The sequence below is a fragment of the Burkholderia sp. Tr-862 genome (genome assembly GCF_011753085.1).
Lineage (GTDB): Bacteria > Pseudomonadota > Gammaproteobacteria > Burkholderiales > Burkholderiaceae > Burkholderia > Burkholderia ambifaria.
This window is the reverse complement of the sequence record NZ_VWWG01000035.1, coordinates 38,645-51,930: the sequence shown is the minus strand read 5'-3', so window position 1 is coordinate 51,930 and position 13,286 is coordinate 38,645. Positions and strand designations below refer to the sequence as shown.

Annotated in this window: 10 protein-coding genes and 1 pseudogene; 3 read left to right on the top strand and 8 right to left on the bottom strand. The window is 66.6% G+C overall.

Going from position 1 to position 13,286, the window contains the following annotated elements:
• Positions 1-113 precede the first annotated feature (113 nt).
• The 8 genes and pseudogenes from F3J14_RS13335 to F3J14_RS35660 form a co-directional block, all read right to left on the bottom strand.
• A complete protein-coding gene (locus F3J14_RS13335) occupies positions 114-1,313 on the bottom strand; it encodes an MFS transporter (protein ID WP_166723380.1) in 1,200 nt (399 codons plus the stop codon).
• A 272-nt stretch (positions 1,314-1,585) separates the two neighbouring features.
• Positions 1,586-2,410: a phosphodiesterase gene (locus tag F3J14_RS13330; RefSeq protein WP_166723379.1), complete on the bottom strand. Its 825-nt coding sequence runs from the start codon at positions 2,408-2,410 to the stop codon at positions 1,586-1,588.
• Positions 2,411-2,448: 38 nt separating this feature from the next.
• Positions 2,449-3,480: an ABC transporter ATP-binding protein gene (locus F3J14_RS13325; protein WP_166723378.1), complete on the bottom strand. Its 1,032-nt coding sequence runs from the start codon at positions 3,478-3,480 to the stop codon at positions 2,449-2,451.
• Between the two features lie 24 nt (positions 3,481-3,504).
• The gene (locus F3J14_RS13320; protein WP_166723377.1) at positions 3,505-4,401 is read right to left on the bottom strand and encodes an ABC transporter permease subunit; all 897 of its coding nucleotides are present in this window, start codon (positions 4,399-4,401) and stop codon (positions 3,505-3,507) included.
• Between the two features lie 10 nt (positions 4,402-4,411).
• A complete protein-coding gene (locus F3J14_RS13315; protein WP_166723376.1) occupies positions 4,412-5,236 on the bottom strand; it encodes an ABC transporter permease in 825 nt (274 codons plus the stop codon).
• A 17-nt stretch (positions 5,237-5,253) separates the two neighbouring features.
• The gene (locus tag F3J14_RS13310; protein WP_166723375.1) at positions 5,254-6,282 is read right to left on the bottom strand and encodes an ABC transporter substrate-binding protein; all 1,029 of its coding nucleotides are present in this window, start codon (positions 6,280-6,282) and stop codon (positions 5,254-5,256) included.
• Between the two features lie 59 nt (positions 6,283-6,341).
• The gene (locus F3J14_RS13305) at positions 6,342-7,367 is read right to left on the bottom strand and encodes a substrate-binding domain-containing protein (protein WP_166723374.1); all 1,026 of its coding nucleotides are present in this window, start codon (positions 7,365-7,367) and stop codon (positions 6,342-6,344) included.
• Between the two features lie 767 nt (positions 7,368-8,134).
• Positions 8,135-8,445: pseudogene (locus tag F3J14_RS35660) on the bottom strand (hypothetical protein); the annotation flags it as partial.
• A gap of 667 nt (positions 8,446-9,112) precedes the next feature.
• Here F3J14_RS35660 and F3J14_RS13290 point away from each other — a divergent pair.
• The 3 genes from F3J14_RS13290 to F3J14_RS13280 all read left to right on the top strand — a co-directional run bounded on the left by F3J14_RS13290 (position 9,113) and on the right by F3J14_RS13280 (position 13,273).
• A complete protein-coding gene (locus tag F3J14_RS13290; protein ID WP_166723372.1) occupies positions 9,113-10,393 on the top strand; it encodes a polysaccharide biosynthesis/export family protein in 1,281 nt (426 codons plus the stop codon).
• A 407-nt stretch (positions 10,394-10,800) separates the two neighbouring features.
• Positions 10,801-12,018: a carboxylate--amine ligase gene (locus tag F3J14_RS13285; protein ID WP_166723383.1), complete on the top strand. Its 1,218-nt coding sequence runs from the start codon at positions 10,801-10,803 to the stop codon at positions 12,016-12,018.
• Complete coding sequence (locus tag F3J14_RS13280) at positions 12,005-13,273, top strand: NAD(P)-binding domain-containing protein (protein WP_166723371.1); 1,269 nt, start codon at positions 12,005-12,007, stop codon at positions 13,271-13,273. Before F3J14_RS13285 ends, F3J14_RS13280 begins: the two co-directional genes overlap by 14 nt.
• Positions 13,274-13,286: the final 13 nt, after the last annotated feature.

The following is a 13,286-nucleotide window of genomic DNA, read 5'->3' as shown; positions in this document are numbered from 1 at the left end:
GGATCTTGGACCCGGCCGCGGTCATGGACCCTGCACAGGCATTCACGCCGCCACCCGCCGACGAACCGGCCGAGTCGCGCGCCGGCGCGTGACGCCGGTGCGCGCGGCGGCGGTCAGTCGCGCCGTGCGCCGCGATGGTGGAACCAGCCGGCGAGCGCGGTAAACAGCAGTCCGGCCGCGCACATGCCGATCCAGCCGAATGCATGCCACGCGGCGACGCCGACCGACGAGCCGAGCGCGCCGCCGATGAAGTAGCACACCATGTACACGGTGTTCACGCGGCTGCGCGCGTCGGGCTTCAGCGCGTAGATACGCGACTGGTTCGAGATCTGCGCGGCCTGCACGCCGACATCCAGCACGATCACGCCGATCACGAGCCCGACGAGGCTCGTCCCCGACAGCGCAAAAATCACGAACGACGCCGCGAGCAGGGCGATCGCGAGCGAGATGATCGCGCGCGGGCCGCGCTTGTCGGCGAAACGGCCCGCGTAAGGCGCGGCCAGCGCACCGGCCGCGCCGACGATGCCGAACAGACCCGCGGCCTGCGGGCCGAGATGGAACGGCGCGCCGGCGAGCAGCAGTGTGAGCACCGGCCAGAACGCGCTGAACGCGGCGAACAGCGCGGCGCCCGTCAGCGACGCCTCGCGCAGCCCGCGCAGTTCGACCGCCAGATGCCACATCGAGCCGAGCAGCTTGCCGTACGACAGCGTCGACGTCGGCGAACTGCGCGGCAGTCGCAGCACGATCACCGCGGCCAGCGCGGCGAGCGCCGCGACCGACGCACCGAATACCGCCCGCCAGCCGAAATATTCGGCGACGAAGCCGGCCGCCGTGCGCGCCAGCAGGATGCCCAGCAGCAGGCCGCTCATCACGGTGCCGACCGCATGCCCGCGCTCGGCGGGCGGCGCGATCTCGGCCGCGAACGGCACGGCCTGCTGCGCGATCGTCGCGAGCACGCCGATCGCGAGGCTCGCCGCGGCGAGCACTGCCAGCGACGGCGCGGCCGCGGCCACGATCAGCGCGATCGACAGGCCCGCGATCTGCAGCAGGATCAGCCCGCGGCGATCGAAACGGTCGCCGAGCGGGGCGAGCAGGAACATGCCGGCCGCATAGCCGAGCTGGGTCGCGGTCGGCACCGCGCCGATCCACGACGCGCTGTCGGGAAAGGCCGAGCGGAAGCTGTCGAGCAGCGGCTGGTTGTAGTAGATGTTCGCGACCGACACGCCCGCGATCGTCGCGAGCAGCAACAGCAGGCTGCGCGAGTAGTGGGGCGAGGCGGCGTCGGTCGGACGGTCGGTGGAGGCGGCGGACATGGCGGCAACGGAACGGAGTGGGACGGCGTGGCGCGCGGCGCGGCGCGGCGTGGGCTGCGTAGGCGGCCGGGCGCCGATCGAGCGTGCCGATCATACCGGAGCACTGTGAATCATGCCGGGAGGGCGGCCAAGCGACCAAGCGGCCAAGTGGCCAAGTGGCCAAGTGGCCAAGTGGCCGGCAGGATCGGAGCTCGACGGCCCGCTATCGGCGCCGCTCGACCGCAACGGGCGCCGACGGGCCGCCGCCCGTCATGCGCGCGCGATGCGCGTCGTCAGTCGACGAGTTCCCCGCTCGGTTCATAGAACGGATAAGGCCCGTCGCCTTCGTCCACGTACACGTGATGGGACGTCATCCCCGTCTCCGGCGTATGGAGGTGCACCGCGAACGCGGGCGGCTCGAGCCGGAACGCCGACGGCGCGTCCGCGCGCAGGTCGAACGCAACCTGGTGCGCGGGCGCCGGCACGGCAGACGCGAGCGTGCCGCCGAAGCGCGTGAACATCGTCCGGTGCACGTGGCCGCACAGCACGCGTTCGACGTTCGGATAGCCGCGCAGCAGCGCATCGAGCTTCGCGGCGGCGTCGGGCGCGAGGCGCAGCGCGTCCATGTGCCCGATTCCGGACACGAACGGCGGATGATGCAGCGCGACGATCACCGGCCGGTCGCGCGCGGCGTCGAGCTGAGCAGTGAGCCACGCGAGCCGCGCGTCGCACAGGTCGCCGTGGCTCGCGCCGGGCACCTGCGAGTCGAGCGCGAGCACGCGCACCGCGCCGACGTCGAGCGCGTATTGCACGAACTCGCCGTCCTGCAATTCGGGGCGATCGGCGAACGCGCGGCGCAGCCCCGCGCGATCGTCGTGATTGCCGACCATCAGGTAATACGGAATCTCGAGCGGCGCGAGCAGGTCGCGCAGATGGCGGTATTCGTCGTCGTGGCCGAAATCGGTCAGGTCGCCCGTGACGAGCACCGCGTCGGGGCGCGGCACCAGCGCGTTCAGCTTCGCGATGCAGCGCGCGAGCGCGGCGGCCGTGTCGACGCGCCGGTACGCGAGCTGGCCCGGACGCTTGATGTGGAGATCGCTGATTTGAGCAAGCAGCATCGTCGTTCCTCGGAATGTCTGGTTATCGTGGGGCGCTGTTACGCGGCGAGCGCGATCAGGCCTTCCGCCGCGATCGTGATGCCGACCGCCGTGCCGCGTGCGAGCTCGATGCGGCCCGGCACGTCGATCACGAGCGCGTCGGGCGCCGCATGCTCGATCGTGAGCCGCGTGCGCTCGCCGAGGAACGCGCACGCGCCGATCGCACCGCGCAGCGGCGCATGCGCGGGATCGGCGAGCTGCGCGTCTTCCGGGCGGAAGAACCACTCGTCGGCGGCGTGCGGCGTGACGATCGCGCCACCCGTCGTCACGAGCGCGCCGTCACGCCATTGTCCCGCAAGCCGGTTCAACGTGCCGATGAACTGCGCGACCGTGCGGTTCGCCGGCCGGTAGTAGATGTCGCGCGGCGTGCCGATCTGTTCGATGCGGCCCGCGCCCATCACGACGATCCGGTCGCCGAGCTCCATCGCCTCGGCCTGGTCGTGCGTCACGTACACGGTCGTCACGCCGAGCTCGCGCAACAGCGCATTCATCTCGCGGCGCAGCACGTCGCGCAGCTTCGCGTCGAGCGCGGTCAGCGGTTCGTCGAGCAGCAGCACGCGCGGGCGCACCGCGAGCGCGCGCGCCAGCGCGACACGCTGGCGCTGGCCGCCCGACAGCTGATCGACCGGTTTGTCCGCGTGCGCGTCGAGCCGCATCATCGCGAGCAGTTCGTCGACGCGTTCGCGCAGCGCGCGCGGCTCGGTCTTGCGGATCTTCAGTCCATAGCCGACGTTGCCGCGCACCGTCAGGTTCGGAAACAGCGCGTAGTTCTGGAACACCATGCCGACCTGGCGGCGCTCGATCGGAAGCGGGGTCACGTCGTCGCCGCCGAATGCGATCGTGCCGCCGGCGTCCGGCGTGTCGAGGCCGGCGATCAGGCGCAGCGTCGTCGTCTTGCCGCAGCCCGACGGGCCGAGCAGCACGAGCGTCTCGCCCGCGCCGATCGACAGATCGAGCGGTTCGAGCACGCGCGTGCCGCGGAACGTCTTCGCGCAGCGGGTCAGGGTGATGGGCGTGGAATCGAGTTTCATGGGATCGGTAAAGTCAGCACAGGGTCAGCGCGGGCGGCGCTTCAGCGCGCGCGTGCCGGACGGATCGACGCCGAGCCACTGCATCGCGACGAGGAGCGGCAGCGTCATCAGCAGGAACACGATCGTGTAGGCGCTGCCGACTTCGAGACGCAGCGACGCATAGGTATCGGCGAGTCCGACGGGCAGCGTCTTCGTGTCGGGCGTGTGCAGCATCCACGTCAGGTTGAATTCGCCGATCGACAGCGTGAGCACCGCGAGCGCGCCCGCGACGATGCCGGGGCGCAGGTTCGGCAGCACGATCGTGACGAAGCGCGTGACGAACGACGCGCCGAGGCTCGCCGCGCCTTCCTCGAGCGTGCGCAGATCGGCACCCGCCGCGACGGCCGCGACCGCGCGCACCATGAACGGCAGCGTGAACACGACGTGGCCGACGACGATGAACCACAGGCTCATCCGGAAGGTGGTGAAGCCGCCGTACACGACCAGCAGCGCGAGCGCCGACGCGAGGCCCGGCAGCGCGACCGGCAGCACCAGCGCTTCCTCGATCGCGCGGGCGACGCGGCTCTTGCTGCGCGCGAGCGCATAGCCGGCCGGCACGCCGACGGCGAGCACGATCGCGAGCGTCGCGAATGCGACGCCGAGCGACAGCGCGACCGAGCCCTGGTATTGCTGCCACACCTGTTCGATCCAGCGCAGCGTGAGGCCGCTCGACAGCCCGCGGAAATAGTTGACGGTGAGGCCCGCGAGCACCGACATCACGACGGGCACGATCAGGAACGCGCACAGCAGCAGCGTGACGCTCCATTGCAGCGCGGCGATCGCGCGCGCGCCCGTGACGCGCGGCGCGCGTCGTGCGACGCCGTTCGCATGCGACGGAGCGGGCGCCGGCGACGGCGCGGACGAACCGGAAAGCGATTGCATGATGGAATCCTCAGGCCGCGGCGGCGGCGGTATGGCCGGTGAACCGGCGCGCGAGCGCGAGCACGGCCCACGTGACGATGCCGAGCACGATCGACAGGCCGGCCGCCGTCGCGATGTTCGCGTTCAGCGTGAACTCGGTGTAGATCGTCATCGGCAGCACGTTCAGGTCGGTCGCGAGCGTAAACGCGGTGCCGAACGCGCCCATCGCGGTCGCGAAGCAGATCGCACCGGCCGCGATCAGGCCCGGTGCGAGCGCCGGCAGCACGATGTCGACGAAGATGCGCCACGGCGACGCGCCGAGCGAGCGTGCGGCTTCCTCGAGCGACGCATCGAGCTTCGACGCGGCCGCGATCACGGTGACGATCACGCGCGGAATCGAGAAGTACAGGTAGCCGACGAACAGCCCGGCAACCGAATACGCGAACACCCACTTGTCGCCGGTCAGCTTCGCGGACAGCATGCCGATCAGCCCCTGCCGCCCGGCGAGCATGATCACCATGAAGCCGACCACGACGCCCGGGAACGCGAGCGGAAACGTGAGCAGCGCGAGCAGCACGCGCTTGCCCGCGAATTCGCGGCGCGCGAGCAGCAGGCCCGAGATCGTCGACAGCGCGAGCGTCGCGAGCGTGACGCCGGCCGACAACGCAACCGTTTCGCCGAGGCTCTTCATGTAGCGCGCGTTGCCGAGCAGCGTCGCGTACTGCGTGAAGAACGCGCCGTCGGCGGACACGTGCACGAGCGCCGCCATCGGCAGCAGCCAGAACGCGGCGAACACCGCGAGCGCCGGCGCGACGAGTGCGACGCGCCAGCGCAGCGGGAAAGTCAGATCGAGCATCGCGTGGTTCCGGCCGCTTACTGCATCACCTGCAGGTATTGCAGGCCGAACGCTTGCTGGCCGGCCGCCATCTTGCCGAAGTCGACCGGTTTCGCCCGTGCGTATTCGCTCGCCGGCAGGAACTTCGCGGCGACGTCGGCGCCGAGCGTCTGGGCGCGCACCGGACGCAGATACGCGTTGGCCCACAGTTTCTGGCCTTCGTCGGACAGCACGAAGTCGAGCACCTTCTTGCCGTTCGCGTCGTGCGGCGCGCCCTTCACGAGGCTCATCACGTACGGCACCGCGATCGTGCCTTCCTGCGGGATCACGAATTCGACGTTCGCGTGATCCTTGTACTTCGCGCGATACGCGTCGAAGTCGTAGTCGAGCAGGATCGGAATCTCGCCGGACAGCACGCGCGCATACGCGGTCTGTTTCGGCACGATCGGCGCGTTCGCCTTCAGCTTGTGGAACCAGTCGAGCGCCGGCTTGAAGTTTTCGAGGCTGCCGCCGAGCGCCTGGTTCACGGCGACCGCACCCGCATAGCCGACGAACGCGCTCGACGGATCGAGGTAGCCGACCATGCCCTTGTATTCGGGCTTCAGCAGATCGGCCCACGAGCGCGGCACCGGCTTGCCGTCGAGCGCGTCCTTGTTCACGAAGAAGCCGAGCGTGCCCGAGTGGATCGCGAACCAGTAGCCTTGCGGGTCCTTCAGGTTCGCGGGGATGTCGTTCCAGTGCGCGGGCTTGTACGGCGCAATCACGCCCTTGTCCTTCGCCTGGAACGCCGACGACACGCCAAGATAGACGACGTCGGCGACCGGGCTCTTCTGTTCGGCGATCAGCTGCGCGATCGCCTGCCCCGAGTTCTTGTTGTCGAACGGCACGCGGATACCGGTTTTCTGCTTGATCGCCGCGATTTGCGCGGCCCAGTCGGCCCATTCGGGCGGGCAGTTGTAGCAGATTGCGGATTCGTCGGCATGGGCGGCGGGCGCGAACGCGACGAGCGCGGCGCAGGCGATGGGCGCGGCGAGCACGCGCAGCAGCGAGGTCAGGCGAAAGGACACGGTGGGTCTCCGGGCGGGGTAAGGGTATTTCGCCGCGCGCGCTCGCGCGGCACACGCATTCAGGCTTGGTGCAACTGCAGGTTGGCGGCCGGCGGCGCGACCGTCGCGCCGTCGCGCACCGTGTGCGGCAGGATCAGCGAGGTGCGCTCGATCGTCGCGCCGCCGATGCATTCGACGAGGCGTCGCCATGCATGACGGCCGATGTCCTGGTTCGGCGTCGCGACGCTCGCGAGCGGCGGCGCGAGCAGCTCGCCGATCGCGATGCCGTCGAAGCCGAGCACCGACAAATCGTCGGGAATCGAGAAGCCCGCGCGGCGCAGGCCGCGCATCACGACCATCGCGAGGAGGTCGTTGCTGCAGAACAGGGCGGTGGGGCGCGTGGCGTGCGCCGTGAGGTGCGCGAGCACCGCGTCGGGCAGCTCGGCCGCGTTGAAGTCGACTTCGACCGGCGGCAGTGTCGCGACGCCCGCTTCCTCGAGCGCTTGCGCGTAGCCGAGATGACGCTGGCGGGCGCGATCCGACGCGGCGAGCGAGCCGGCCAGCATCAGCACGCGGCGATGGCCGCGCGCGGTCAGCAGACGGACGCCGTCGTAGGCGGCGCGCCGGTTGTCGACCGACACCGACGGGCGGCGTTGCGTGTCGTTGTGCATCAGCACGTAGTGCGGGCCATCGCGGTCGAGCATGTCGAGCAGCGGATGCGTGTCCGCGTCGGCAACCGTCAGGATCAGTCCTTCGACGCGCTGCTCGCGCAGCGTCTCGATCGCGTGGCGCTCGCGTGCCTCGTCGTATTCGGTCGTCATCAGGATCAGCTTGAAGCCGGCCGCGGTCGCGAGTTCGTCGATGCCCTGCAGGCAGTCGGCGAACACCGGGTTCGACAGCGTCGGCACGACGACGCCGATGAGGCGCGTGCGCTCGCCGCGCAACTGCCGGCCGAGCGGGCTCGGGCGGAACTGCAGCGTGTCGATGGCGGTGCGGATCGTCGTCAGCGTGGCGGGGCTGACGGTATGCGGCGCGTTGATCGCGCGCGAGACGGTGGCGATCGAAAAGCCGGCGAGCGCGGCGACATCCTTGATGGTGGGGGTCATGAAGTTACGCGATGTAAACGTTTTCGACCGAAGGATTATCGAAAATGTTTGTGACTTCGCGATGACTCACCAGACATCTGTTTCGTCAAAAATACGATACAAACATCAGACGTTTTGCGCCCGGCGAGCGGGGCGCAGTGATTGTATCGGGGGATGCTGCGGCGCGGGACGAAATCGATGACGGTGTCGCGTCGACGTCGTTGACTGGGTATTAATTCGGCCGCGGATGATGCAGGCAATCATGCTGCGTCAGCGATGCTGACGCGTGAATCAGGGAACGCATGCGCGAAGCAATGGTAGAATCGCGTCCGCCCTTTTGCCGGGGTGATGAAATTGGTAAACATAGCGGACTTAAACGATTGAGTGCCCGACCGGAAACGGTCGGTGCAGAACCCTTCAAATTCGGCGAAACCCCTGATGCGCGCATCGAGGCAACGCCGAGCCAAGCCTCGCGGTGAGATTGCTGCGAGGAAGGTGTAGAGACTAGACGGGGGGCGCCTAAGGCGCACGGGCGGCGATCACGCCCGCGCGCGACGGTGAAGGCATAGTCCAGCGCACGAACGGCATCGTTTCGACGACGTCGACTTCGAAAGAAGCAGTGTGACGAAAATCCGCCGCCTTAATTGGCTTGCCGGTTCAAGTCCGGTCCCCGGCACCAACATCGCTTTCGTTGTGATTCCACGAAGTTCCAAAGACCCGCGAGAAATAAGCGTCTCTCGCGGGTTTTTTGTTTTCATGGCGCTCCGTCGGGTGCATTTGCTGTCCGGGGCTACCGTGCTGATCCCGCGCAAGCGCAGTTCCTGGACCAACCGATCCTGCAACGTCAGATGTGCTCGCCCGCCATGCCTGTTCGCCGAGCTGCTGTTCGCGCAGAACGTGTCGATGTTCAACTCCACCGATGATCGCAACCATCGATCTCGATCAACTCGCCCAGGCATGCTCGCCATGCTCGCGGCTGATACACCTTCGGCGGACGCTGTCGGCGCGCCATTCATGGCCCAGCGTCGGTCATCAGCTTCCTGACCGTCTCCTTGGCCAGCCGGATACCGTGACATTCCCAGCGCTTCTCGCAGGCCAGCATGGTGGTGGCGGCCCGTCGCGTTGATGCAAGGAAGGTACCAACGAACGGGCGCATCTTGCGCAGCGCGCGCCGTGCCGACTCGGGCGGGGAAACACGTAGAGAACACGCGCGCTTGTTTCAGCGCGGATACACCGAAGTCGGTCCCGGTGCGTTGCGCGGCCGCGCGTATCGCAGTCCGCATGTCGGGCGGCATCCGACGCGTGCGTGTGCAACGGTTGTGGACGAGAGTCGGTTATCGGCTCTGCCGTCCGTTGCACCGGCCCGTTCGCCGCCCCGAGCCGCGCGCGCAAACGGCCCCGTCCGGTCCGGAAATCGGTGCGCGCTTGACGCGGCGCGCGTAGCAGATTTGAAACGAAAACGCGCTTTTTTGCCTCGCGATCCTCGTGCGCGCCGCCCTGTGTCCCTCAAACGGACTGGATTTCCGATGGGTGGCACGCTTCTCGCTGGCGCTCGAGGGTAATGCCACCGCCAGCGCCGACGCCTATGAGCGCTGTGCCTGCATGGCAGCGGTCCGCCCACCGAAAGGTGAGCGCTCACGCGTCCGCACTGCATTTCGCGGAACGCTGCGACCCTTGCGATCGTATGAATGGTCGGTGCTCGCATACACGCAACCTCGGCAGTGGTGCCCGTGCATTGCTGCCTTGATACGAAAAGGTATGACGCGATGTTACATAATCGACGTGAACGGGCGAAGGCGCCGGGGCTCGAATCCGGCGACAGGACGGCTCCTTGTCGACCAGTGGCCGCCGTGGCAGCGAGCACATCGTGGCTGGCGGTCCTGACCGTGGCGGCGGTCGTGCTGAACGGATGCGCGCTGTCGCCGGGCATGAGCTTCAGCGACAGTTCGGCAGGGGGCGCCGCGGCCACGGCACGGTTTGGCGACGCGTCGCGGGCGGTCCACGATGCCAGAGGCACTGGCGGGACGGGCTCGGGTGCATCCGCACGCGATGCGGCCCCGGCGGGCTCGCTGATCGAGATCAATGACGAGCTCATCCGTACCGAGCGCGCCGCCGTCGAATCGGGCATTCCGACGAAAGTGCGCAAACTGTTTGCCCGGCCCGGCCCCTATACGCTCGGTCCCGGCGATGTGTTGAGCATCGTCGTCTGGGATCATCCGGAGCTCAACATGCCGCCCCCGACGATCGGCGCCGGCATGGACGCAGCCGGATCGAACTCGGTCGTCGCCGGCTATACGATCGATTCCGGTGGCAACGTGCAATTTGCCTATGCAGGCCCGATCAAGCTGAGCGGCCTGACCGAGATGAAAGCGCGCGACCTGCTGGCGTCGAAGATCGCTCGCTACATCCGCAACCCGCAGGTGACGCTGCGCATACAGGCATATCGCAGCAAGCGCGTCTATCTCGACGGAGAAGTGCGCAACCCGGGCATCCAGATCCTCAACGACCTGCCGATGACGTTGCCCGAGGCGATCAACCGGGCTGGCGGCTTTACCGCCAACGGCGATCGTGCGGCGGTCGCGGTGACGCGCGGCGACGATACCGCCGTCGTCGACATCGCCGCGATGATCGAAAAGGGCATCAATCCGGACAAGATCCTGCTGCGCGACGGCGACCTCGTGCGCGTGTACTCCGTGAACGACCGAAAGGTGTTCGTGCTGGGCGAGGTGGGGCGCGCGACCTCGCTGCCGCTCAACAACGGACGGCTGTCGCTGAACGAGGCCCTCGGGTCCGCCGGCGGGGTCAGCCAATACTCGGGCGATGCCGGGCAGGTGTATGTCGTGCGCAGCAAGCGTCCTGGCAAACCGCAAATTTTCCATCTCGACGCTCGATCGCCGGTTGCAATGGCGCTGGCCAACGACTTCGAACTGAAGCCGAACGATGTCGTGTTCGTCGATGCGTCGCCGCTCGTTCGCTGGAGCCGCGTCATCAACATGCTCCTGCCGAGCGCGCAGACCCTCGCCACCGGTCGAAACGCTGCGTACTGACGGCGGACGGCATCCCGTAACCATTCGTTTTCCGATCATTCAGCGCGCCGCCAGGGCGGCGCGCTGAATGATCGCGTCCATCCCATCGATCATGTTGTTAGAACGACGAAGCGTACGCCTCATGTCATTGGTTGTTCATACACCTATATCGACGAATATCTCAAGACCTGGTCTCGCATCAGCGCTCGTATGCGAGTGTGCTCTAACACACCGTAACGGAGGCAACGTGCGCATAACCTTCTTCATTGAGATGCGTCACCTGATTCGATTCATCGAGTCCGGGCCATTTGCCCATGCGCACGAAGGCGTTTCCCCGTCGACCGATGCGCATGCCGGACTTTGACGGAACACGAAAGGGTGCCGACGGGATTCGGCGTATGAAAGACACAATCGATGGAGATGTTTCCATGTCGCACGGATACGATTCTGACCAGAAGGTCGCGGTTGTCGTGGTCGGCTGCTCGCTCAACGGGCTGGGCGTTGTCCGCTCGCTAGCCCGCGAGCGGGTGCCGATCGTCGCAGTGGACTGCAAACGAATCGGGCCGGCCTTATGGTCGCGCCATGTCCGCGGGCATTTGATCCGAAGCTTCGTGGGGCGGAAGTTTGTCGACGACATGGCCCGTCTCGGCGCGACGTTCGAGCGTCCCCCGGTGCTCCTGCTGACGGATGAGGATGCCGTTCATTCTGTTTCCGAGAACCGCGACGAGCTGGCGAAATGGTTCTGCTTCTGTCTACCCGAGGATCGCAACGTCAAGCTCCTGAGCAGCAAGTCGTCGTTTCATGAATTTGCGTTGCAGCACGGCTTCCCGGTTCCGCGCTCCGTCATTCTGCAGACTCACGCCGACCTCGGCCTGCTCGCCGAGCTGCGCTTTCCGTGCGTGCTGAAGCCCGACGACAAGCGCTACGTGCTGACGGGGAAGAAAGAGCGGGCGGTGCGCGTGCGGACTTTGAGCGAGGCGCGTGAACACGCGATCGTCATGCTCAGTTCACCGGGCGGCATCGTCGCACAGGAATGGGTCGAGGGGCCAGGCAGCAATATCCATTTCACGCTCTTCTATCGCGGAGCGGGCGGCGAAGTCGTCAGCGTGTTCACCGGCCGCAAGATCCTGAGCGATCCCCCCGACGTCGGCAATACGGCGATTTGCGTCGCCGCTGATGAAGCGCGCGACGTCCTCGAGCCAATGACGTTGGACTTCGCGGACTGCGCTGGCATGGTGGGCATGGGCAGCATGGAATACAAATGGGACGACAACTACAAGGAATTCGTGATGATCGAGCCGACCGTCGGAAGGACGGACTGGCAGGAGGAAATTGCGACGCTGTGCGGAGTCAATATTCCCGCGGCGGCGTATCGATATGAACTCGGCTTTCCGCCATTGCCCGATGAAACGAATCACGCAGCGGTCGCGTGGCGCGCGACATTCCTCGACCGGCCTCCGCCTCGCCTGATGGGTGCCGATACGAGGATGTTCGATGGCTACTTCCGATGGAACGATCCATTGCCGGCGTTGCAGTTTTACTGCGCGATCGCTCCTCTGCGCCGAGTAGTCAAGGGATGGCGGGAAAAAAGGCGTACCCGGATTGCGCGCCAGATACTCAGGGAGGCAAAGAATGCCATCGACTGACACGGTAATTATTGGCGCAGGTCCGTACGGCTTGTCGCTCGCGACGCATCTGAAGGCCGCCGGCGTGCCGCATCAAATCCTCGGTCAGCCGATGTGCGCCTGGCGAAACTACATGCCGCCCGGCATGCTCATGCGCTCGGAGGCATTTGCTTCGAATCTGTCTGCGCCACAACGCGGCTATACGCTGAAGGACTATTGCCGAGTGAAGGGCATCCAATATCAGCCGGTGGGCATGAAGCTGACATTGGAAACCTTCGTGGACTACGGGCTTTGGTTCCAATCGAACCTGGCCGCCGAGACTCGGCCGGTCGAAGTCGTCGACCTGCGCCGCAGCGACGATGGCTTCAACCTGAGTCTGAGCGACGGCAGTACGCTGGACGCGCGCAGGGTGGTGATGGCGCTGGGCCTCAAGGGATTTGCCCACACACCGCCGGTGCTGCAGGGATTGCCGGACACCTACGTGTCTCACTCCGAAAAGTACGGCAGCCTGACGTGGGCCGCCGGACGGGACATCGTCATCGTCGGTGGCGGGCAATCGGCGCTCGGGCTGGCTGCACTCCTGAACGAAGTTGGCGCAAGCGTTCGCGTGCTGGTGCGAGATCAGTCGGTGGAGTGGAATCCGACGCCGGAAACCGAGCGCTCGTTCGTGTCGAAAATGCTGAGTCCGGACGCGGGCCTGGGCCGTGGCTGGCGAACGCATGTGCTCTGCGAATATCCGTACGTCTTTCACGCGCTGAGCCAGCGATTGCGCAAGGACCTCATCGAACGATTGCATGGCCCGTCCGGCGCGTGGTGGCTGCATGATCGCGTCGTCGACAAAATCCCGATTGCCTTCGACGCCGAAGTGCGAAGCGCGGCAATCGATGACGACAAGGTGGCGCTGCGGGTCGCGAACGGGAACGGCGAGTCGACCGTCACGGCTTCGCATGTCATTGTCGCCACCGGATTCAAGACCGACATGACGCGGCACACTTTCATTTCGAAAGAAATCATGGATTCGATTTCACTCTTCAGCGGCGGGCCGGAGCTGACGCGTCACTTCGAGACGACGGTGCGCGGGCTTTACGTGATCGGGCCGGCTTCCGCGCAATCCTTTGGTCCGGTGATGCGTTTTGTCTACGGGGCAAAACACGCCGCTCCGCACGTGGCATGGCACATCGGCAAGGCGCACCGCAGAGAGACGGCGAAGATCGGATGGCGCGGCACGGCAGGCCAGCTCCTCGAGCCGACGAGCGAGCGAGACGGTTCGTTATAGGAAACCGGCACCA